18 protein-coding genes are annotated in these 21,176 nt (G+C 63.1%); 12 read left to right on the top strand and 6 right to left on the bottom strand.

All coding sequences use genetic code 11. The annotated features are described in order from the left end of the window. The first annotated feature begins 1 nt into the window (after position 1). Positions 2–631 carry a response regulator gene (locus tag AAIL67_RS06490; RefSeq protein WP_003066795.1) on the top strand — a complete coding sequence of 210 codons (630 nt, stop codon included), beginning with the start codon at positions 2–4 and terminating at the stop codon, positions 629–631. Between the two features lie 69 nt (positions 632–700). Here AAIL67_RS06490 and AAIL67_RS06485 read toward each other — a convergent pair whose 3' ends face one another. Continuing rightward, positions 701–1,360, bottom strand: coding sequence for an OmpA family protein (locus AAIL67_RS06485; RefSeq protein ID WP_003066797.1), 660 nt, complete (start codon positions 1,358–1,360; stop codon positions 701–703). Positions 1,361–1,544: 184 nt separating this feature from the next. Further along, the gene (locus AAIL67_RS06480; protein ID WP_343483613.1) at positions 1,545–1,715 is read right to left on the bottom strand and encodes a hypothetical protein; all 171 of its coding nucleotides are present in this window, start codon (positions 1,713–1,715) and stop codon (positions 1,545–1,547) included. On the opposite strand from AAIL67_RS06480, the gene AAIL67_RS06475 reads away from it, so the two are divergent. Beyond that, positions 1,714–2,889 (top strand): MltA domain-containing protein, encoded by a 1,176-nt coding sequence (locus AAIL67_RS06475; protein WP_034351018.1) that lies wholly within the window; start codon positions 1,714–1,716, stop codon positions 2,887–2,889. The two genes, AAIL67_RS06480 and AAIL67_RS06475, sit on opposite strands and share 2 nt — an antisense overlap. Positions 2,890–2,983: 94 nt before the next feature. Here the strand turns inward: AAIL67_RS06475 and AAIL67_RS06470 are convergent, their stop codons facing one another. Continuing rightward, the gene (locus AAIL67_RS06470; RefSeq protein ID WP_059440027.1) at positions 2,984–4,693 is read right to left on the bottom strand and encodes an MFS transporter; all 1,710 of its coding nucleotides are present in this window, start codon (positions 4,691–4,693) and stop codon (positions 2,984–2,986) included. Positions 4,694–4,914: 221 nt separating this feature from the next. Then, positions 4,915–5,397 (bottom strand): Lrp/AsnC family transcriptional regulator, encoded by a 483-nt coding sequence (locus tag AAIL67_RS06465; RefSeq protein ID WP_343483612.1) that lies wholly within the window; start codon positions 5,395–5,397, stop codon positions 4,915–4,917. A gap of 198 nt (positions 5,398–5,595) precedes the next feature. Between AAIL67_RS06465 and AAIL67_RS06460 the strand changes: the two genes are divergently transcribed. From AAIL67_RS06460 to AAIL67_RS06440, 5 genes are all read left to right on the top strand, one after another. Further along, a complete protein-coding gene (locus tag AAIL67_RS06460; RefSeq protein ID WP_343483611.1) occupies positions 5,596–9,174 on the top strand; it encodes an indolepyruvate ferredoxin oxidoreductase family protein in 3,579 nt (1,192 codons plus the stop codon). A 365-nt stretch (positions 9,175–9,539) separates the two neighbouring features. Then, the gene (yajC, locus tag AAIL67_RS06455) at positions 9,540–9,872 is read left to right on the top strand and encodes a preprotein translocase subunit YajC (protein WP_003066810.1); all 333 of its coding nucleotides are present in this window, start codon (positions 9,540–9,542) and stop codon (positions 9,870–9,872) included. Between the two features lie 88 nt (positions 9,873–9,960). Continuing rightward, a complete protein-coding gene (gene secD, locus AAIL67_RS06450) occupies positions 9,961–11,859 on the top strand; it encodes a protein translocase subunit SecD (RefSeq protein WP_034351013.1) in 1,899 nt (632 codons plus the stop codon). An 11-nt stretch (positions 11,860–11,870) separates the two neighbouring features. Then, positions 11,871–12,827, top strand: a complete 957-nt coding sequence (gene secF, locus AAIL67_RS06445) for a protein translocase subunit SecF (protein WP_003066813.1) — start codon at positions 11,871–11,873, stop codon at positions 12,825–12,827. 56 nt (positions 12,828–12,883) lie between these two features. Further along, entirely contained in the window at positions 12,884–15,283 is a 2,400-nt protein-coding gene (locus AAIL67_RS06440; RefSeq protein WP_343483610.1) for a DUF1631 domain-containing protein, read from the top strand. 105 nt (positions 15,284–15,388) lie between these two features. Here AAIL67_RS06440 and dprA read toward each other — a convergent pair whose 3' ends face one another. After that, positions 15,389–16,588, bottom strand: coding sequence for a DNA-processing protein DprA (gene dprA, locus AAIL67_RS06435; protein WP_045839339.1), 1,200 nt, complete (start codon positions 16,586–16,588; stop codon positions 15,389–15,391). Between the two features lie 7 nt (positions 16,589–16,595). After that, on the bottom strand, positions 16,596–17,783 hold the full coding sequence (locus AAIL67_RS06430) for a LysM domain-containing protein (protein ID WP_034351536.1): 1,188 nt from the start codon (positions 17,781–17,783) through the stop codon (positions 16,596–16,598). A gap of 203 nt (positions 17,784–17,986) precedes the next feature. Between AAIL67_RS06430 and def the strand changes: the two genes are divergently transcribed. The 5 genes from def to AAIL67_RS06405 are packed head-to-tail and all read left to right on the top strand — an operon-like array spanning position 17,987 to position 21,112. Beyond that, positions 17,987–18,499 carry a peptide deformylase gene (gene def, locus AAIL67_RS06425; RefSeq protein ID WP_003072256.1) on the top strand — a complete coding sequence of 171 codons (513 nt, stop codon included), beginning with the start codon at positions 17,987–17,989 and terminating at the stop codon, positions 18,497–18,499. An 11-nt stretch (positions 18,500–18,510) separates the two neighbouring features. Continuing rightward, on the top strand, positions 18,511–19,008 hold the full coding sequence (locus tag AAIL67_RS06420; protein WP_343483609.1) for a hypothetical protein: 498 nt from the start codon (positions 18,511–18,513) through the stop codon (positions 19,006–19,008). Between the two features lie 42 nt (positions 19,009–19,050). After that, positions 19,051–20,016, top strand: coding sequence for a methionyl-tRNA formyltransferase (fmt, locus tag AAIL67_RS06415; protein ID WP_034382379.1), 966 nt, complete (start codon positions 19,051–19,053; stop codon positions 20,014–20,016). Beyond that, positions 20,013–20,783, top strand: a complete 771-nt coding sequence (locus AAIL67_RS06410) for an AzlC family ABC transporter permease (protein WP_156507051.1) — start codon at positions 20,013–20,015, stop codon at positions 20,781–20,783. Before fmt ends, AAIL67_RS06410 begins: the two co-directional genes overlap by 4 nt. Continuing rightward, positions 20,780–21,112, top strand: a complete 333-nt coding sequence (locus AAIL67_RS06405; RefSeq protein ID WP_003066830.1) for an AzlD domain-containing protein — start codon at positions 20,780–20,782, stop codon at positions 21,110–21,112. Before AAIL67_RS06410 ends, AAIL67_RS06405 begins: the two co-directional genes overlap by 4 nt. Positions 21,113–21,176 lie beyond the last annotated feature (64 nt).

Genomic DNA, 21,176 nt, shown 5'->3' with positions numbered 1-21,176 from the left:
CATGGAACCTGTAACCGACGCTACCGTCTACGTGGTGGACGACGATGCCGATGTCCGAGAGGCATTGGCATGGCTGCTGCGTTCGCGCAGATTGCTGAGCGAGTGCTATCGCAACGCCGAAGAATTCGAGCAGGCCGTGCTGCAGACCAGCCCCGTGACGCGCCGGCCCTGTTGCCTGCTGCTCGATATGCGCATGACGGGCATGAGCGGGCTGTCGCTGTTCAACCGCATGCTGGAGCGCGGCCAGATCGAGGCCATGCCCGTGATCTTTCTGACCGGCCATGCCGATGTGCCGACGGCCGTGGATACGGTCAAGCGCGGTGCCTTCGATTTCTGCGAGAAGCCGTTTTCCGACAACGCGCTGGTGGACCGGGTGGAGCAGGCGCTGGCGCTGTCAGCCGAGCATCTGGCCGCCTTGCAGGCGCGCGAAGAGGTGCGCAGTCGCTTGGACGAGCTCACCGATCGCGAGAAAGACGTGATGAAGCTGGTCGTCGAGGGCGTGCCGAACAAGCTGATTGCCGATCAGCTCGATATCAGCGTGCGCACCGTGGAAGTGCACCGGGCGCGTGTCTTCGACAAGATGCAGGTCAAGTCGGCCGTGGAGCTGGCCAATCTGCTGCGCAACGCCTGAGCGGAAGCAAGCCTCCCCGAGATGAAAAAAGCCCCGCTTGGCGGGGCTTTTTGCTGGTCTCGCGCTGGTTTATTGAGGCGCACGCTCGCCCACGAAGATTTCCACGCGGCGGTTGCGCGCACGGCCTTCGTTGGTGGCATTGGAAGCCACGGGCTGGTGCGAGCCCATGCCCTGCACCTGGATGCGGGCGCCGTTGACGCCACGCGATGTCAGATAGTTGCGGGTGCTCTCGGCGCGCTGCAGCGACAGAGGGTTGTTGATGGCATCGGAGCCTGTGCTGTCGGTGTGACCGATGATGCGCACTTCTGCGTTGGGGTTGTTGCGCAGACCTTCGGCAAAGCGATCGAGGATGGGGGCGAAGTTGCCCTTGATGTCGGCGCGGCCGGTGTCAAAGGAGATGTCGCTGGGGATGTCCAGCTTGAGCTGGTTGTCCGCGGTCTGTGTCACGCCCACGCCTGTGCCCTGGGTCGCGGCTTCCATTTCACGCTTTTGCTTCTCGAGGTTTTGCGACCAGATATAGGAGCCCAGGGCGCCGACACCGGCACCGATCAGTGCACCCTTGCCGGCATGGCCGCCAGCAATGGCGCCGATGGCAGCGCCGCCCAGTGCGCCCACGCCTGCACCGGTGGCAGTACGACGCGTGGTGTCCGACATGCCGCCGGTATTGGCGCAGCCGGTGATCAACAATGCAGAGGCCAGAGCGGCCGTCACAGCCATTTGCTTGCGCATAGAAAACTCCTTAGTTTGATGAACGACCCGGAGGGTCTTGCAAACCAGCTTCGCGTAAAAGCTGCAAGGCCTTGAGCGTACTGCCAAGAGAAACCGAAAAAAGTAGGACGCGTGCCAGCGCGCGGTTTCTGATGCAAAAGATTGTCACATCCGGTCCGCGCTGCAGTGGCTGCAGCGCCATGGGCTAAGCTTGATTAGAGCGATCTTGTTCGGGGTCTGCAAGCACTTCTTTGTGCGGCGCAGGCTCGACCGGGGCCGGCAACTCACCCTTTTTTCGACCTGAGAACATGGTCCACCACACAATAGCGACCAAAATGGCCAATGCCAGCAGTGCTTCAAGCAAAATCAGACCCATGAATTTCCATCTCCTGCGCCGTGCTTCACTGGCGCTGATTGTAGGAACCCTGGTGGCATGCACCACCACCAAGCAGCAAAACGACCCGGCATCGGTGCCCGAGATGGCTCCGCATGGCGGGTCGGCTTCCGCAGCCAAGCCGCCGTTCACCGCCAATGTACCGACTAAAAGCCGCTGGGTGGCGGTGGACTGGGGCGAGTTGCCCGGCGTGCCCCAGGATTCCCTGAACGAGGCCTGGAATGCCTGGATCAAGAACTGCGAGCGTCCCAGCACCGTGTTTGCCAATCTGTGCGGCGAGGTACGAAGGCTGAGCATTGCCTCGGAAGACGAGCAGCGCAGCTGGATGATGAACACGCTGCAGCCCTATCGCATCGAAGCGACCACGGGCAGCCCCGACGGCATGCTGACCGCCTATTACGAGCCCTTGTACGAGGCGCGCCGTGTGCAGGGCAACGGCTTCAACGTGCCCATCTATCAGGTTCCGCAGGGCTTTGGCAAGCGCAAGCCCTGGTTCACGCGCCAGCAGATCGACACCAACTCCGAGGCGCAGGCCGCCCTGGCCGGCCGTGCCATTGCCTGGCTGCGCGACCCGGTGGACATGCTGGTGCTGCATATCCAGGGCTCGGGCCGGCTGATGCTGACCGAGGCCGACGGCCGCCAGCGCATGATCCGCGTGGCCTATGCCGGCACGAACGATCAGCCCTACAAGAGCGTGGGCCGCTGGCTGCTCGACCAGAACCTGGTGCGCGATGCCACCTGGCCCGGCATCAGTGCCTGGATTGCCGCCAATCCCTCGCGTGTCAACGAGATGCTCTGGAGCAATCCGCGCTATGTGTTCTTCCGCGAGGAGGCGCTCAATGACTTCGATGCCCAGTTCGGTCCCAAGGGCGCCCAGGGCGTGGCACTGACGCCGGGCCGCTCGATTGCCGTGGATCGCAACAGCATCCCCTATGGCACGCCGGTCTGGCTGTCCACGCCCGGCCCCACGGTCTCGCTCAACCGCCTGGTGTTCGCGCAGGATACGGGCAGCGCCATTCTGGGCGCCGTGCGCGCCGACTATTTCATGGGCTGGGGGGCCGAGGCCGGCGATGTGGCGGGCCGCATCAAGCAGCCGCTCAAGCTCTGGGCCTTCTGGCCCAAGGCCTTGGCCGGATCGGCACCGCATCTGCGCTGATGCTAAAAACAGGAGCTGCCAGCGCTTGTCAGTCAATGGGTTTCAATGGATAACCATCTGAAATCATTGAAATGAAAGCGCTGGCAGCTCTCTTTTAAAGAGCGTCGGTGAAGTAGCGCTGCACCACGGGCGGCTCCTTGCCCTTGTGAAAGCTCAGCTTGCGGTCGCGCAGCGCCACATCGGCGGTCGTCACGCGCTCGAAGCGGCGCAGATGCTCGGTCCAGGATTCGTCGGTGATCTGCTCCACGAAGCGCTCGGGCTGGCTCATGCTGTGCAGCAGGCTCCAGGACAGCGCGCCCTGGCGCAGGCGGCTGCGCCGGCTCAGCTGCATCAGATCGCGGAAGGCACCGGCCCTGGCCGGGTCGATCAGGTACTCGATGGTCACCACCACGCGGCCGGCTTCGGGCGGCAGCGCTGCCGTCGGCGGCGTGAAGGCGCGAGAAGGGCTGAGGTCTTCCTCGATGTCGCGGTCCGGGTTCAGGCGCTGCACGATCAGCAGGGCCGTCAGCCCGCTGACGGCGGCCACGGCCATGCTGATCTGCACCGAGCCCAGGCTGGCGATCTTGCCCCAGATGGCGGCGCCAATAGCCGTGCTGCCCATGATGGACATCTGGTAGATGGACATGCCGCGTGCCCGCACCCAGTTGGGCAGGGCCATCTGCGCGGCCACGCCCAGCGTGTTGGCCGTGGCCAGCAGGGCCATGCCCGAGAGCATCATGCCCGGCACGGCCACGGCGATATGGGGGGCGAAGGCCACGGTCAGCGTGGCCAGGCTTTGCGCGGCCACGCCGGCCAGCACCGTGCGCTCGCCCGACAGCATCTGGCGTATGCGCGGCAGAAGCATGGCGCCCAGGATGGCGCCCGCGCCCATGGAGGCCAGCAGCAGCGTGAAGGTGCCGGCACTGCCGCTGCTGGCCGTGCCGTGGTCCAGGCGCTGGGCCGTCAGCGGCAGCAGGGCCATGATGGCGGCGGCCTGCAGAAAGTAGCAGACGGTGCGCAGCAGCACGGCATGCATGCGCGGCGACTCCTGGATGAACTGCAGGCCCACGCGCATGGCCGAGCCCAGGCGCTCGCGACCCAGCGGGTTGGCGGGCTGCTGGCGCTTCCAGCGCAGCAGCACAAAGCCCGAGACGATGGACAGCACGGCGTTGAGCACAAACACCCAGGCGCTGCCCAGGCTGGCAATGAGGGCACCCGCCACCAGCGGGCCGATGATGCGCGAGGCATTCATGGCCACGCCGTTGAGCGCCATCGCAAAAGGCAGATGGTGCTTGGGCACCAGCTCGGGGATCAGCGCCGAGAACACCGGCCAGCGCATGGCCAGGCCGATGCCGTTGGCAAACACCAGGGCCAGCAGCAGATAGGGCGTCAGCTGGCCCGAGAGCACGGCCAGGCACAGCAGCAGGGCCACGGCAGCCACCCAGAACTGGGTGACGATGAAGTAGCGGCGTCGGTCCAGGATATCGGCCAGCGCCCCGCTGGGAAGGGCCAGCAGCATGACCGGCAGGGTGGAGGCCGACTGCACCAGCGCCACCAGCACGGGCGAGGTGGTCAGCGATGTCATCAGCCAGGCGGCCGCCACATCGTTCATCCACATGCAGATATTGGCCGTCATCCAGATCATCCACAGCATGCGGAAGGTGGGCGTGGCCAGCGGCGTCCAGACGCCCGGGGCTGCGGCAGGCGGCGCGCCGCCGTCATTCATGGCCGAGGGATCTTCCAGCAGCTTGCCTGCAGGGACCTGGCCGGATTCTGAAGTTATTGGATTGTGGGAAGCGCGCTCTGCGGAATCATCGTGGGCCATGGGGCATGATTCTGTAGCAGGAAAGTTGATGTGACAAATACGTAGTTACTCAAACCTGCCTGGCTCGGAGCTCGATGCTGCTCATGTCCTGAGTGCTACTGATAAGTGAGCTTGCAGCGCTTTTTGAGCAAGGATTTCAATGTTGATTGAGTCCACATCGCAGATGAATAAAGCGGTACATGCTCCACTTTTGAAGGATGCCGGCCTGGTACGAACGGCACTCAGGCGTGCGTCAGCGAGCCGGGCAGCGGCAGCGCGCTGCTGGACTTGACCTCGCCCAGCGAAAAAATCGTGTGCACGTCTTTGACGTTGGGCAGGCGCAGCAGCACATTGCGCACAAAACCGGAAAAGCTCTCCAGATCCCTGGCCACGACCTGCAGCTCGAAGGTGCCCGCGCCGCTGATGTAGTGGCAAGTGGTGACTTCGGGCAGCAGGCGAATGGCTTCCTCCATGCGCAGCGTGATGTCGGCCGTGTTCTGTGCGGCATCCACGCGCACAAAGGCCAGCACGCCCAGGCCCAGCTTGTGGCGGTCCAGTGTGGCGTGATAGCCGGTGATATAGCCCGACTCCTCCAGCGCGCGCACGCGTCGCCAGCAGGGCGCGGCGGACAGGCCTACGCGCTGGGCCAGCTCGGCATTGGTGAGGCGGCCATCCATTTGCAGCTCATTCAGGATGGCCCAGTCGAAGCGATCAAGTTGGTTCATGATTCGCAATTTACAGCAAGATTCTTTCAAAAACTAGGTTAATCCCGGCAATAAAAAGAAAGCTCTATTCGGGGTGTTTTCCTTAAACTTTGCTCAAACAACTCGCGTTCCATGCCTCTGGCGCAGGAATGCCCAAAGCAATATGCTGCTCTGGTAGCCAACAGCTGCCACGGGTGGTCACCCACATGGAGACAAGCCATGAATGCCCCTTTGCCCGATGAAGTCCGTCGCGCCCTGGAGTCTGTGACTCTGGACGACAAATATTCCCTGGCCCGCGGCCGCGCCTTTATGAGCGGCGTGCAGGCCCTGGTCCGCCTGCCCATGCTGCAGCGGCTGCGCGATGCGCAGGCCGGGCTCAATACCGCCGGCTTCATCAGCGGCTATCGTGGCTCGCCCCTGGGCACTTACGACCAGTCCCTGTGGGCGGCCAAAAAACATATGGAGGCGAATCACATCGTCTTTCAGCCCGGCGTGAACGAAGAGCTGGGCGCCACGGCCGTCTGGGGCACGCAGCAGCTCGATCTCTATCCCGAGACCAAGAAGTTCGACGGTGTCTTCGGCATCTGGTATGGCAAGGGGCCGGGCGTGGACCGCTGCTCCGACGTGTTCAAGCACGCCAATATGGCGGGCACGGCCAAGCATGGCGGCGTGATTGCGATTGCGGGCGACGACCACATCAGCAAGTCCTCCACGGCCGCGCACCAGAGCGACCACATCTTCAAGGCCTGCGGCACGCCGGTGTTCTTCCCCAGCAATGTGCAGGACATCCTCGACATGGGCCTGCATGCCTTTGCCATGAGCCGTTTCTCGGGCCTGTGGTCGGGCATGAAGACGATCCAGGAGGTGGTGGAGTCCTCCTCCTCGGTGCTGGTGGACCCGGATCGCGTCAACATCATCCTGCCCGAAGACTTTCAGATGCCGGACGGCGGCCTGCATATCCGCTGGCCCGATCCGCCGCTGGAGCAGGAGGCACGGCTGATGAACTACAAGTGGTATGCGGCCCTGGCCTATGTGCGCGCCAACAAGCTCAACCACAATGTGATCGAAGGGCCCAACGACCGCTTCGGCATCATCGCCAGCGGCAAGGCCTATAACGACACGCGCCAGGCCATGGCCGATCTGGGGCTGGACGAGGACACCTGCCGCCAGCTGGGCATCAGGCTGCACAAGGTCAACGTGGTCTGGCCGCTGGAGGCCACCATCACGCGCGATTTCGCGCGCGGCCTGCAGGAGATTCTGGTGGTCGAGGAAAAGCGCCAGGTCATCGAATACCAGATCAAGGAAGAGCTCTACAACTGGCGCGACGACGTGCGCCCCAATGTGGTGGGCAAGTTCAGCGACGAGCATGGTGGCGAATGGTCGCTGCCCAACCCCAGCACCGACTGGCTGCTGCGCCCCACGGCCGATCTGACTCCCGCCATCATTGCGCGCGCCATTGCCCAGCGCCTGAAGAAGCTGGGCGTGCCCGAGCATGTGCAAACGCGCATGCAGCAGCGTCTGGCCGTGCTCGACGCCCGCGAAGCGGCGATCAAGGCGGCCAAGGAGGTTTCGACCGGCGACCGCACGCCCTGGTTCTGCAGCGGCTGCCCGCACAACACCTCGACACGCGTGCCCGAAGGCTCGCGCGCCGTGGCCGGCATCGGCTGCCACTACATGACCACCTGGATGCCCGACCGCCGCACCAGCACCTTCACGCAAATGGGCGGCGAGGGCGTGACCTGGGTGGGGCAGGCGCCTTTCACCAAGGAGGCCCATGTCTTCGCCAATCTGGGCGACGGCACCTACTTCCACAGCGGGCTGCTGGCCATTCGCCAGAGCATCGCGGCCGGCACCAACATCACCTACAAGGTGCTCTACAACGACGCCGTGGCCATGACGGGCGGCCAGCGTGTGGGCGAGCGGCCCGAAGGCCATTCGGTGCTGCAGATCATGAACAGCCTGCTCTCCGAAGGCGTGGGCAAGCTGGTCATCGTCACCGACGAGCCCGAGAAATACGATGGCGTGAAGCTGGGCGAGGGCGTGACCGTGCACCACCGCGACGAGCTGGATGCGATCCAGCGCCAGTTCCGCGAGCTCAAGGGCTGCACGGCCATCATCTACGACCAGACCTGCGCCACGGAAAAGCGCCGCCGCCGCAAACGCGGCGTGCTGAGCACGCCCGACAAGACCGTGGTCATCAACGAACTGGTCTGCGAGGGCTGTGGCGATTGCTCGGTGCAGTCCAACTGCCTCTCGGTCGAGCCCGTGGAGACCGAGTTCGGCCGCAAGCGCCGCATCAACCAGAACAGCTGCAACAAGGACTATTCCTGCGTCAAGGGCTTCTGCCCCAGCTTCGTCACCGTCGAGGGCGGTCAGCTCAAAAAGCCCAAGCAGGAGAAGAAGGGCAGCCTGGAGGCCCTTCCCCATATTCCCGAGCCCGTCCTGCCCGTGGCCGAGCAGGCCTGGGGCATCGTGGTGGCCGGTGTCGGCGGCACGGGCGTGATCACCATCGGTTCGCTGCTGGGCATGGCCGCACACCTGGAGGGTAAGGGCGTGGTCACGCAGGATGCGGCGGGTCTGGCGCAAAAAGGCGGCTCCACCTGGAGCCATATCCAGATCGCCAACCGCGCCGATGCCATCTACACCACCAAGGTGGACATGGCCAAGGCCGATCTGGTCATAGGCTGCGACCCCATCGTGGCGGCCACGCCCACCACCTTGTCCGTGATGCAGCCGGGGCGCACCTATGTGGCGCTCAACAGCCATGCCGCGCCCACGGCCACCTTCGTGGGCAACCCCGACTGGCAGTCGCCTGCCGCACGCTGCGCCACGGCGCTGGCCGAGGCCGTGGGTCATGGCGCCCTGGGCAGCTTCGACGCCGAGAAGGCCTCCACGGCCTTGCTGGGCGACAGCATCTACGCCAACCCCATGATGCTGGGCTACGCCTGGCAAAAAGGCAGGGTGCCGCTCAGCCATGCCTCGCTGATGCGCGCCATGGAGCTCAACGGCGTGCAGGTGGCGCGCAATCAGGAGGCCTTTGAATGGGGCCGCCGCTGCGCCCACGATCTGGAGGCCGTGCGCGCTCTGTATCAGGCATCGCAGGTGATCCAGTTCGTCAAGAAGCCGTCGCTGGAGGAAATGCTGGACAAGCGTGTGGAGTTCCTCACGGCCTACCAGAACGCGGCCTATGCCCAGCAGTACCGCGACTTCGTGGCCAAGGTGCGCGCAGCGGAAGAGCCGCTGGCCCAGGGCACGCGCCTGTCCCAGGCCGTGGCGCGCTATCTGTTCAAGCTCATGGCGTACAAGGACGAGTACGAGGTGGCGCGTCTGCACACCGATGCGGCCTTCACCCAGAAGATCAGCGAGATGTTCGAGGGCGACTACAAGCTCGTCCATCACCTGGCGCCCCCCGGTTTTGCCAAGAAGGACGAGCAGGGCCATCTGCTCAAAAAATCCTATGGCCCCTGGATGCGCAAGGCCATGGGCTGGCTGGCCGGCATGAAGGGACTGCGCGGCACGGCGCTCGATCCCTTCGGCCGCACCGAGGAGCGCCGTACCGAGCGCGCCCTGATCGTCGAATACCGCCAGTGCATCGAAACCCTGCTGACGGGTTTGACGACCGACAAGCTGGCGCTGGCCGTGGAGATCGCCTCCATCCCCGAAGACATTCGAGGCTACGGCCATGTGAAGGAGCACCATCTGGCGGCTGCGCGCATCAAGTGGCAGTCCTTGATGACTCGCTGGAATGGCTCGGCTGCAGCTGCTGCGCCAGCAGTCAAGCTGATGGCAGTGAACTAATTGCGCCGAGGCGCATCACAACAAGGCCGGGGCAACCCGGCCTTTGTATTCATGGTCAGAGGCGATGCTGGCGGTGGGCTATCTGAATTTGATAGCTGCCAGCGCCTGTATTGAGTGATATTCAAATATAAAACAGTCACAAAGCAAGACAGGTAATACGCTGATAGCTATGTTTTTTGCAGACATTGCTGATGTGGAAAGGGAGGTCCTCATCGCATCAGGGAATGCCTGTGCTGCGCGGCTGTCCATGCCAATCTTGGGTACAAGCCAGCCGAATACAATGTCCCGCTGACCTGGCGAGATCGCGCAAGTGCGCGCCTGCCGGGACCTATTCCTGACAAATTCACTCTTTCGGAGTCTTTTTCGTGTTCATTTCTTCTGCTTTCGCCCAGACCGCTCCTGCCGCCGCTGCTGAAGGCGGCTTCATGGGTTCGCTCACCGGCATGCTGCCTCTGGTGCTGATGTTCGTGGTGCTGTACTTCGTGATGATTCGTCCACAGATGAAGCGCCAGAAGGAACACCGCTCCATGATCGACGCGCTGGCCAAGGGTGATGAGGTGGCTACCGCCGGCGGCATCATCGGCACCGTGACCCGCATGGCCGAGCAATTCATCTACATCGAAGTGGCTTCCGGCGTGGAAGTCCAGATCCAGCGCTCCGCTGTGGTGCAGGTGCTGCCCAAGGGCACGGCCAAGTAAGCCTGTCCGCTGTGGATTTTGAGGGGTACGGCGCTCGACCAGAGTGCGCGTACCCGTTGTGCGTTGCTGTAAAAAAAAGAGCGCGATCATGAACCGATACCCGGTCTGGAAGTACGCGATCATCGTGATCGCGCTGCTGGTGGGGGTGCTCTACACCCTGCCCAATTTCTTTGGTGAAGCGCCTGCCGTGCAGGTGTCCTCGGCCAAGTCCACCGTCAAGGTGGACAACGCGGTGCTGCAAAAGGTGGAATCTGCCTTGAGCGCAGCCAGCGTCAAAGCCACATCGATGTCGCTGGAAGGCACTTCGGTGCGCGCCCGCTTCGATACGCCCGACGAGCAGCTCAAGGCCAAGGACGTCATCCAGAAGGCCCTGATCTCCGACCCCACCGACCCCTCCTACATCGTGGCGCTGAACCTGGTGTCGCGCTCGCCCGACTGGCTGACAGCCATCGGCGCCAAGCCCATGTATCTGGGTCTGGACCTGCGCGGCGGCGTGCACTTCATGCTGCAGGTGGACATGGCGGCGGCCCTGACCAAGAAGGCCGAGAGCTATGCGGGCGATCTGCGCTCTTCGATGCGCGACAAGAATATCCGCCACGGCGGTGTCAGCCGCGACGGCAACAACGTCACCATTCGCGTGCGCGACGAAGCCACGCTGACGGCGGCGCGCAATCTGATCGCGGACCAGTTCCCCGATCTGGCGGCCACTTCCACGCCTGACGGCACGGGCTTCAAGCTGGTGGCCTCGATCAAGCCCGAAGCCCTGCGCAAGGTGCAGGAGCAGGCGCTCAAGCAGAACATCGTCACGCTGCACAACCGTATCAACGAACTCGGCGTGGCCGAGCCCGTGATCCAGCAGCAGGGCCTGGACCGCATCGTGGTGCAACTGCCCGGCGTGCAGGACACGGCCAAGGCCAAGGACATTCTGGGCCGCACCGCCACGCTGGAAGTGCGCATGGTGGACGAGTCCGCCGAAGCGCGTGCTGCCGAGATGGGCTCCGGCCCCGTGCCTTTCGGCTCCGAGAAATACCTGGACCGCAACGGCCAGAGCATCATCGTGCAAAAGCAGGTGACGCTGACCGGCGAGAACCTGACGGATGCACAGCCCGGTTTTGACAGCCAGACCCAGGAGCCCACCGTCAACCTGACGCTGGATGCCAAGGGCGCGCGCATCTTCAAGGACGTGACGCGCGAGAACGTGGGCAAGCGCATGGCCATCATCCTGTTCGAAAAGGGCAAGGGCGAAGTGGTCACGGCTCCCGTGATCCGTGGCGAAATCGGCGGCGGCCGCGTGCAGATCTCGGGTCGCATGACTACGGCTGAAGCCAACGACACTTCGCTGCTGCTGCGCGCCGGCTCGCTGGCCGCGCCCATGGAAATCATCGAGGAATACACCATCGGCCCGAGCCTGGGCGCCGACAACATCAACCGCGGTATTCACTCCGTGGTCTGGGGCATGGTGGCGATTGCGGCCTTTATGTGCATGTACTACATGCTGTTCGGCGTGTTCTCCACGATTGCTCTGTCGGTGAACGTGTTGCTGCTGCTGGCCATTCTGTCCATGCTGCAGGCCACGCTGACCCTGCCCGGCATTGCCGCCATGGCGCTGGCGCTGGGCGTGGCCATCGACTCGAACGTGCTGATCAACGAGCGTATTCGTGAAGAGCTGCGTGCCGGTGCTTCGCCTCAGGCGGCGATTCATGCAGGCTACGAAAACGCCTGGCACACCATTCTGGACTCCAACGTGACCACGCTGATCGCCGGTCTGGCCCTGCTGGCCTTTGGTTCTGGTGTGGTGCGCGGCTTTGCCGTGGTGCACTGCATCGGCATTCTGACCAGCATGTTCTCTGCCGTGTTCTTCTCTCGCGGGCTGGTCAACCTCTGGTATGGCGGCAAGAAGAAGCTCAAGAGCGTCTCCATCGGTCAGGTCTGGAAGCCTGAGGGTGAGGGTCACCGTTCCGTGGCCGGTCGCGGCAGCAACAACTAAGGAGGAAGATCATGGAGTTCTTCCGCATCAAAAAAGACATTCCGTTCATGAAGTACGCGTTGGTCTTCAACGCGATTTCCTTCATCACCTTTGCGCTGGCCGTCTTTTTCCTGTTCTCGCGCGGCCTGCATCTGTCCGTGGAGTTCACGGGCGGTACGGTCATGGAAGTGGCCTACACCCAGCCTGCCGATATCGGCAAGGTGCGTGAAACCGTTTCCAAGCTCGGCTATGCCGATGTGATCGTGCAGAATTTCGGTACATCCAAGGATGTGATGATTCGTCTGCCTGTGCAAAAGGGCGTGACGACTGCTCAGCAAAGTGAGCGGGTGATCACTGCACTGAAGGCCGAGGATGCCGAGGTCACGCTGCGCCGCACCGAGTTTGTCGGCCCGCAGGTGGGCGATGAGCTGATGCACAACGGCCTGATGGCGCTGGGCATGGTGGTGCTGGGCATCATCATCTATCTGGCCTTTCGCTTCGAGTGGAAGTTCGGCGTGGCGGCCATCATTGCCAACTTGCACGACGTGATCATCATCCTGGGCTTCTTCGCCTTCTTCCAGTGGGAGTTTTCGCTCTCCGTGCTGGCAGGCGTGCTGGCCGTGCTGGGCTACTCGGTCAATGAGTCCGTGGTGATTTTCGACCGTATCCGCGAAGCCTTCCGCAAGTTCCGCAAGCTCAGCACCCACGAGGTGATCGACCACGCCATCACCTCGACCATGAGCCGGACCATCATCACCCACGCCTCGACCGAAGCCATGGTGCTGTCCATGTTCTTCTTCGGCGGCCCCAGCCTGCATTATTTTGCGCTGGCGCTGACGATCGGTATCTTGTTCGGTATCTATTCTTCGGTGTTCGTGGCGGCTGCCATTGCCATGTGGCTGGGCGTCAAGCGCGAAGATCTGGTCAAGGCTCCCGCCAAGTCCGGGTCGCAAGATCCCAACGATCCCAACGCGGGAGCCGTGGTCTGACGCTTTGACCATTGCGGCGGGTGCATGACTGCTTCTGCCGCCATTACACTTACGGAATGGCTCTCTCGCAGTCTTCCTCCACCGCGCCTGCGGCCCCGCAACAGCTGGGCTGGCAGGCGCGCTTGCGTTGGGTCCATGGCATTTGTCAGGGCCTGCCCAAGGTCGCTCGGCAACTGGATGAATTCCTCTCCAACCAGAGCAGTGCCGTCTCCACTGCCAAGGAGATGCAGGAGTGGCGCGAGGCCTGGGTCGGCTTTCAGCAGAACAAGGACGCCTGGTTGCAGGCAGGCGTTCAGGCGCTGCAGCAGGCTGCGCGCAAGCCACCCTCTGGTGGAGCCGAGAGCAATGCTTCGGACTCGGCTCCGCTGACCTTCGAGCTGCTCAGCGACGATGTCGTCGAAAACAGGATTCTGGCCTCCCGCATGGCTCTGGCCATGGGGGAGACGCTGCAGCCCGGCTTCGAGGCCATGCGCCTGCGCATTCAGGCACTGGAGGGCCATGAGCTGGCTTCCCGGGACATGTTCCGTGCCGAGACCATCTGCCTGCATCTGGTCGAGCAATGGCTTGGCAGCGGCATGGAGCGCAAGCATTTGCTCAGGGCCGTGGAGCCTTTGCAGAATGCGCTGGCACCGCTGATGGAGTCCGAATACAGCATCCTGCACAAGCTGCTCGATGCCAAGGGCGTCAGCAAGGCCCAGGATGCCCCGCTGCGCGTGCGACGTACCGAGGGTGGCCCGTCCACCGGTGCCATGCATCTGGGCGCCAGCAGTGGCTATGGCAATGCGTCCGATGCGGGTTGGAGCAACTCTGCCATGCAGTACATGCCGGCCGGTATGGCTGCAGGTCTGGGCGCTGGGCCAGGGATGGCTCCGGGCATTGCCCTGCCGCCAGGCGCCAGCGCCGGCCTGGGCATGCTGGCGCGGGCGCGCCATCGCGCGCTGGATGCCATGAATCAGCTGCGCCAGGTGCTGAGTCAGCCTGCGGTCGGCATTCCAGGACTGATGCCTGGCACGCCTGTCGTTCCCATGCCTCCTGCGTCTGCCGCTCTGGCGCAGGCGCTGCAGGAGCAGCAACAGCTGATGGCGGCCGAGCTCCAGGCCCAGTATCCGTCTGCGGCCGGTTCGGCCATGGCCATGCCCGCCATGGACTACAGTCCGGCAGCGATCGGCCAGCTGGTCAATCTGGTGCGCGAGCGCTCGGCCGACTGGAAGCAAAAGGCCGAGACCAAGAGCGAGAAGGCGACCATCGAGGTGGTGGCGCTGATGTTCCAGAGCATTCTTTCGGAAGACCGGCTGCCGCCGTCCATTCGCGTCTGGTTCGCGCGCCTGCAGGTCCCCGTGTTGCGCGTGGCCCTGGCCGAGCCGCAGTTCTTCAGCGACCTCAATCACCCGGCGCGCAAGCTGATCGACCGCATGGGCTCCTGCGTCATGGGTTTTGACGCCAGCAGCATCAACGGCAATGCGCTGGAGACCGAGATCCGCCGCGTGGTTCAGGTGATAGAGCAGTACCCTGAAACCGGGCAGAAGGTCTTTGCCCTGGTGCTGCGCGAGTTCGAGGAATTCCTCACCAGGCATTTTGCCCAGAATCGGTCCACGGCCAAGATCACCAGCGTGGCTCAGCAGGTGGAGCAGAAGGAGACGCTGGCCATCCAGTACACCATAGAGCTGCGCAATATGCTCACCGACATGCCGGTGCGCGAAGAGGTGCGAGACTTTCTCTTCAAGTCCTGGGCCGATGTGCTGGCCATGGCCACCGTGCGCTATGGCGCCAAGGATGCACGGGCCATGCGCCTCAAGCAGGCGGCCAGCGAGCTGGTCTGGTCGGCCAGCGCCAAGCCCTTGCGTCAGGAGCGCGCGCGTGTCATCCAGGGCTTGCCGACCTTGCTGCAGACCTTGCGTGAAGGACTGGAGCTGGTGAGCGTGACCGGCGATGCACAGTCGGCCGCGATCAAGGTGTTGACCGATACGCTGGCCCAGGCCTTCATGTCCAAGACGGCAGCCATTCCGGCCGAGCGTATCGAGGCCATGGCCAAGCGCCTGGCGGAGCTGGAAAAATACATCAGCGAGGACGGCAAGCTCGACGATATGCCGCTGTCCAGCGAGAGCATAGAGCTGATGCTGGGCGTGGATGCGGGCGATCTGAACGTCATTCCCAACACGGACAGTCCGGTGGAGCCCGCCATGCTGGAGTGGGCCCAGTCGCTGGAAAGCGGTCGCTGGTTCACGCTGGACCACAACGGTGCCCGTGTGCAGGTGCAATATGTCTGGCATAGCCGTCGCAAGCATCTGCATTTGTTCGCCTCGCTGGATGGACACTGTTATCTGCTGCAGGCGCAACGCATGGCGACCTATCTGCAGGCCGGCTTGCTCGCGGTGCATGATGCCGAAGCCCTGACGGTGCGTGCCACACGCGATGCACTGCAGAAAATTCAGGCGAATCCGGAAAGACTGGTCTAAGCCCCTGAGGTGCTTTGCATCTTTCCCCTTTCTCTACGCGCTGCACTAGGGAAGGGAGCAGCCCTTGCTGGGCGTCGCCTTGTCGGGATATGCCGGTTTGGGGCTTCAGCTTTGCGTAAGTCGCTGGTACAGGCCGCCAGGCAGGCGCGCGACCAGGCCGTCGAGCTCCAGTTCCATCAGCTGCGCCTGCAAATGGGCGGCATCCCAGCCCGTGCGATCGCTCAAGGACTCCAGGGTCATGGGGTCATGGCCCAGCGCCTGCAGCAACGGGTTATCCGGTGTCGACGCCTTGTTTTTGGCAGCTTCCTGCGCTGGTTCGGCTCTGGTCGACGCGAGTTTCAGTCCTTGAAGCTCTTCGAGCACGTTGTCAGCGGTTTCCACCAGCTTGGCACCCTGGCGTATCAGCGCATGGCAGCCCTTGGCCTGCGGCGCGTGGATGGAGCCGGGGATGGCAAAGACTTCACGCCCCTGCTCGTTGGCCAGGCGGGCCGTGATCAGCGAGCCAGACTGCAGGGCGGCTTCCACCACCAGGGTGCCTTGCGACAGGCCGGAGATGATGCGGTTGCGCTGAGGGAAATGCCGGGGCAGGGGCTCGCTGCCCAGCGGGTATTCGCTGATGACCAGCCCGTTGCGCGCAATTTGCTGTGCCAGCTTGGCGTGCGCACGCGGATAGACCTGATCGAGTCCGGTGCCGACGACGGCAATCGTGCAGGGGGTAGGGCCTGAGCGGGCCTGAAGTGCTCCCTCATGGGCAGCTGCATCTATGCCGCGTGCCAGGCCTGAGACTATGCACAGCCCTTGCTCGGCCAGTGCCTGCGCCATGCTGCGCGCATTGATGACGCCCTGGGCGGATGGATTGCGGCTGCCCACCATGGCCAGGGTGGCGGGGTAGGGAAACCAGGGCCGGGCAGATGCCAGCAGTGCCGCTGGACCTTGGACAAACAGCAGCAGGGGCGGATCTTCGGTCTGCAGCAGGCAGTCCGGATACTGAGAGTTGCCCAGATGGATCACGGTGTGCAAGGTACCCGGTGCGGGCGAGGCCAGCCATCGAGCCAGGGTGCTGCAATGTTTTTCCCAGTCTGTCGGGAGCTCTGTCAGAGCCTTGATCTGAGCCTGAGTGGCGCATTCAGCCCATGTTGACAGCGGCAGCCGCCAGACCGCGTCTGCACTGCCGGCTTTGGCCAGCAGGCGGCGTGCCGTGGTGCGTCCAAGACCCGGCGTCAGCAGCAGGCGCAGCCAGGCCAGAGTTTCGGCATCGGGCAGGGCATGGTGCGCATCTTGTGAAGGGGGCGACACCGTGCTCATGCTCCATTCAGGGCTGGGGCGACTGCAGGCCATCGCCCACGTTCACACCACGCTGGGCCGTGGTGATGAGCGCGTAGGAAACCCGGTCAAACACCTTGAAGACCATGGCATAGCCATTGGCCTCATCGGGCAGCTTCACCCGGTCACGACTGGGGCTGGTCTTGTCCACGATGACATTGCCCTTGCTGACGAGTTCCAGCACTGCGCCGATGTCCATGCCGTCCTGGGCTCCCTTGTTGATGGCAATGACCTGATTCTGAGCTGCGTTATAGCCCACCGAGTCGCCATAGATGGAGACCACGGCGGCATCCACCGCATGGCGCGGTGCATGGGGCACATAGCTCAGATACTGCTGCTCGGGCGAGGGCAGCAGACGGTCACCTGCGCGGATTTCATTCTTGGAGCGGATGATGTCCACAGTTCCAGGCGTGGTCTGTACAGGCTGGCCTGGCGCGGATTCAAGCAATGTTTCACTACGTGCCACGGTGGCACTGCCCAGGTACTTGGCTTCGTAGCCAAGGATTTCCCCGGTGATGGGGTCCTTGAGCGGCGTGGCATCGCGGAAGATGCGATAGCTCGCGGGCCGGCCCTTGCCGGCGGTGACCAGCGCGCCACCGGAGTTGCGTACATAGGCGCGATCGCCAATGGCCATGAGCACGCGCTTGTCCTGGGTGGCGATGATGCGCGGGGCTTGTGTAAGTGCCTGGCTGTCCACTACCAGCGGCTCGGCCAGGAAGGGCTCGATCAGATGCGGCGGCAGCGTGGGCAGGGCCAGGTCGTTCAGTGACGATTCACGCGTTTGCGGCGACAGACGAACTACCTCGGAATCGCCGTTGGGGGCAGTGGTCGATAGACGGGCATAACCGTTGCTGCGCACCAGATACAGCACCTGGCCGGGGTAGATCTGATGAGGGTTGGCGATGCTGGAGAGGTTCATGCCCCAGAGTTCGGGCCAGCGCCAGGGCTGGCGCAGATACATGCCCGAGATGCCCCAGAGCGTGTCGCCGCGCTTGACGGTGTATTGCGCGGGAGCGTTGGGCGCCAGTTCGTTCTCGGGGATGCCTTGCTGAGCGACTTGCTGTGCGGTGGAGCGCTGGGTGGCGGTCACAGGATAGCTTTGGGCGTGGACCGAAGTCAGGGCTGCAAGCAATGTGGCTCCAATGCTCAAGGCGCGTGCAGTGGCAAATGCGGTCATGAAGTTCCTTCTGGCGGGATTCGTTTGCTGCAGCGTCCCTCGCGTCGCCGCACTGTGGCCGATCTTGGCATAGCCAGCCAACAAGTCTTACAAATGTGTCGAAATTCTCGATGCAAGGCCTCGATAGATCAATGTTTATTGAGGACGTGCCAAGCGTTTGGCAGCAAATGTTGGGACAATAACGACAGATTTACCGAGACACCATGGCCATTCTTCCCATCCTCTGCTACCCCGATCCCCGTCTTCACAAGGTCGCCAAGCCCGTGGCGCAGGTGGATGAGCGCATCCAGACTCTGGTGAAAGACATGCTCGAGACCATGTATGACGCTCAGGGCATCGGCTTGGCCGCGACACAGATCGATGTGCATGAGCGCGTCATCGTGATCGACGTGTCCGAGAAGCGCAACGAGCCCATGGCCTTGATCAACCCCGAGATTCTCTGGGCCAGCGAGGAAAAGCAGCTGGGCGAGGAAGGCTGCCTGTCCGTGCCCGGCATCTACGACGGCGTGGAGCGCTCCATTGCCGTCAAGGTCAAGGCCCTGGATGAAAACGGCAACAGCCGTGAGATCGACGCCGAAGGCATGCTGGCCATCTGCATCCAGCACGAGATGGATCACCTGCTGGGCAAGGTGTTTGTCGAATACCTCTCGCCGCTGAAGCGCAATCGCATCAAGACCAAGCTGGTCAAAGCCCAGAAGCAGGCCCTGAGGGCCTGATCGGAGTGTCCATGTCCCTGCCTCGCCTGCAAACGCTGTTGACTGCAAGTCTGCTGGCAGCGGGACTGGCGGGTTGCATGGTGCCCCAGTGGCAAAAGCCCGGCATGCCTCAGGCCGAGGTGGAAAAAGGCATGGGCAAGCCCACTTTGGTCGTGCCTCTGCCCGACGGCGGCCAGCGCCTGGTCTATAGCCAGCAGCCGGCCGGTCAGCAGGTCTATCACATGGATTTCGATGCCCGGCACAAGCTGGTGCATGTGGAGCAGGTACTGGATACGGCGCACTTTTTCGCGTTGCGCAATGGTGTGGATACCCGTGATGATGTCTACCGCATGTTTGGCCCGCCCGCCATAGTCGAGAGGGTCTACAGCTTCAAAGGTGACATCTGGACCTACCGTTTTCTGGACAATACCTTTGCTCGGCGTGCCCATGTGCATATAGACCCGCAAGGTGTGGTGCAGAAGGTCATGTTTACCGATGAAAGCATGTACCTCAGAGAGCCGCATCGTTGAACATCTGGCAGCCGGCGGCTGCCTTTTTAATTTGTGAGTCCCATGAAAGTCATTTTTGCCGGCACGCCCGAATTTGCGCGCGTGGCCCTGGAGAGTCTGCTGGCTGCAGGTTTTGAAGTTCCGCTGGTGCTGACCCAACCGGACCGTCCGGCCGGGCGTGGCATGAAGCTCCAGGCTTCTCCCGTCAAGCAGTGCGCTTTGGAGCATGGCATTGCCGTGGCTCAGCCGCTGAGTCTGCGTCTGGACGGCAAATATCCCGAAGACGCCGCTGCCGCCAAGGCCGCGATCGATGCCGCTCAGGCCGATGTGATGGTGGTTGCGGCCTATGGCCTGATCCTGCCGCAGTGGGTGCTCGATACGCCTCGCCTGGGCTGCCTGAACATCCACGCCAGCCTGCTGCCGCGTTGGCGCGGTGCAGCGCCGATTCATCGCGCCATCGAGGCCGGTGATGCCGAAACTGGCGTCACCATCATGCAGATGGATGCAGGCCTGGATACCGGCGATATGTGTGTGATCGAGCGTCTGCCGATAGCCGCAGACGACACCACGGCCAGCCTGCAGGACAAGCTGGCCGCGTTGGGTGGCCGCCTGATCGTGGAAGCGCTGGAAATGGCGGGCTGCGGCGGTCTGCCGCGTACGCCACAGCCCGCCGATGGCGTGAGCTATGCACACAAGATCGATAAGGCCGAGAGCCTGATCGACTGGAGCGAAAGCGCCGAAGTCATTGCGCGCCGCTTGCGTGCCTTCAACCCCTTCCCCGGCGGCGCAACCAGCCTGGGCGGCGAAGCCATCAAGGTCTGGGAAGCAGAGGCCCAGCAAGGCAGCGGCGCGCCCGGTTCCGTGCTGTCGGCCGACGCCCGGGGCGTGCGCGTGGCCTGTGGCAGTGGCGTGCTCAACATGACGCTGTTGCAGCGTGCCGGTGGCAAGCGTCTGGCCGCAGGCGATTTTCTGCGTGGTTTCGAGCTGCCCGCAGGCGCGCAACTGGGCGAGGGTGCTGGCGAGGTATGACGGATATGGCGTTCACGCTGGGTCAGCGTGCGAAATCGATAATCAGGGATCCGTTCTTCTGGGTCGGCTCCAAGGAGATGGGCGGCACCGCCCTGGGCATCGCCGCGTGGGGTCTGGTGACCGGCGTGGCCATGGTCAAGAGCGGTCTGTCCGTTCCTCTGGCGCTGCTCATGGGTTTGACTGTCTATGCGGGCAGTGCCCAACTGGCCGTGCTGCCACTGATGGCCGTGGGGGCTCCGCTGTGGGTGGTCTGGTTCACCGCCATCTGCGTGAACCTGCGTTTTGTGATCCTGTCCAGCATGTGGCGCAGCTATTTCGCCAACCTGAGTCTGCGTCACCGTCTGGCGGTGGCTTATTTCAGCGGCGATGTGATTTTCGTGAACTTCATGCGCCGCTACCCAGAGGCCAGGCCGCAGCCCGAGCAACTGCCCTATTTCTGGGGTGCGGCACTGACCAACTGGCTGGCCTGGCAGATCCCGTCCACGCTGGGCATTTTCCTGGCCGACCAGATTCCTCTGTCCTGGGGACTGGGCTTTGCCGGCGTGCTGGCGTTGTTGGGCGTGTTGCTGTCCATGCTCAAGGACCGAGCAACCTGGGTGGCCTCCATCGTGGCCTGTACGGCAGCTGTGGCGGCTTTTGCGCTGCCGCTCAAGCTCAATATCCTGGTGGCGATCGCAGCTGCGGTGGCTGCAGGCCTGACGGCCGAGCAACTGCAAAAGCAGGCCAGCCGGCTGCCTGCGGTGAAGAATGAGGAGGACCGGTCATGATGAGCAGTTTCTGGGTCATCGTTGCCTGTATCGGTCTGGCCCTCATCACGCTGATCACGCGTGCTTTCTTCATGATCCCCGAGCGTGAACTGCCGCTGCCCGACTGGCTCAAGCGCGGGCTCAAATACGCACCGCTGGCGGCCCTGGCGGCGGTGATTGCGCCCGAGATCGTGATGAGCAATGGTCAGCTGATCAACAGTCTGGCTGATGCTCGACTGCCTGCGCTGGCCGCTTCGGTGGTGTATTTTTTTTACAAGCGCAGCATTCTTGGCACCATTGCTCTGGGCATGGCGATTTATCTGCCTCTGCATATCGGTCTGGGCTGGTAGCTCCAAGACCAGAGAAAACAGGAGCTGCGTGCTCCTGTTTTCATATGGGTTGTCTATAAAAAGG

This window comes from Comamonas sp. A7-5 (assembly GCF_039581385.1).
Lineage (GTDB): Bacteria > Pseudomonadota > Gammaproteobacteria > Burkholderiales > Burkholderiaceae_C > Comamonas > Comamonas thiooxydans.
Note: the sequence above shows the minus strand (reverse complement) of the source record. Positions and strands in the feature narration are given on the sequence as shown.

Bases quoted from the DNA above. Each gene is read 5' to 3' on its own strand.
- AAIL67_RS06465 (WP_343483612.1), bottom strand. From the start codon at position 5,397: ATGAACCAACTTGATCGCTTCGACTGGGCCATCCTGAATGAGCTGCAA.
- AAIL67_RS06470 (WP_059440027.1), bottom strand. From the start codon at position 4,693: ATGGCCCACGATGATTCCGCAGAGCGCGCTTCCCACAATCCAATAACT.
- AAIL67_RS06420 (WP_343483609.1), top strand. From the start codon at position 18,511: ATGTCCCTGCCTCGCCTGCAAACGCTGTTGACTGCAAGTCTGCTGGCA.
- dprA (WP_045839339.1), bottom strand. From the start codon at position 16,588: ATGAGCACGGTGTCGCCCCCTTCACAAGATGCGCACCATGCCCTGCCC.
- AAIL67_RS06485 (WP_003066797.1), bottom strand. From the start codon at position 1,360: ATGCGCAAGCAAATGGCTGTGACGGCCGCTCTGGCCTCTGCATTGTTG.
- secD (WP_034351013.1), top strand. From the start codon at position 9,961: ATGAACCGATACCCGGTCTGGAAGTACGCGATCATCGTGATCGCGCTG.
- AAIL67_RS06475 (WP_034351018.1), top strand. From the start codon at position 1,714: ATGAATTTCCATCTCCTGCGCCGTGCTTCACTGGCGCTGATTGTAGGA.
- AAIL67_RS06410 (WP_156507051.1), top strand. From the start codon at position 20,013: ATGACGGATATGGCGTTCACGCTGGGTCAGCGTGCGAAATCGATAATC.
- AAIL67_RS06405 (WP_003066830.1), top strand. From the start codon at position 20,780: ATGATGAGCAGTTTCTGGGTCATCGTTGCCTGTATCGGTCTGGCCCTC.
- fmt (WP_034382379.1), top strand. From the start codon at position 19,051: ATGAAAGTCATTTTTGCCGGCACGCCCGAATTTGCGCGCGTGGCCCTG.
- AAIL67_RS06440 (WP_343483610.1), top strand. From the start codon at position 12,884: ATGGCTCTCTCGCAGTCTTCCTCCACCGCGCCTGCGGCCCCGCAACAG.
- AAIL67_RS06460 (WP_343483611.1), top strand. From the start codon at position 5,596: ATGAATGCCCCTTTGCCCGATGAAGTCCGTCGCGCCCTGGAGTCTGTG.
- def (WP_003072256.1), top strand. From the start codon at position 17,987: ATGGCCATTCTTCCCATCCTCTGCTACCCCGATCCCCGTCTTCACAAG.
- secF (WP_003066813.1), top strand. From the start codon at position 11,871: ATGGAGTTCTTCCGCATCAAAAAAGACATTCCGTTCATGAAGTACGCG.
- AAIL67_RS06430 (WP_034351536.1), bottom strand. From the start codon at position 17,783: ATGACCGCATTTGCCACTGCACGCGCCTTGAGCATTGGAGCCACATTG.
- AAIL67_RS06490 (WP_003066795.1), top strand. From the start codon at position 2: ATGGAACCTGTAACCGACGCTACCGTCTACGTGGTGGACGACGATGCC.
- AAIL67_RS06480 (WP_343483613.1), bottom strand. From the start codon at position 1,715: ATGGGTCTGATTTTGCTTGAAGCACTGCTGGCATTGGCCATTTTGGTC.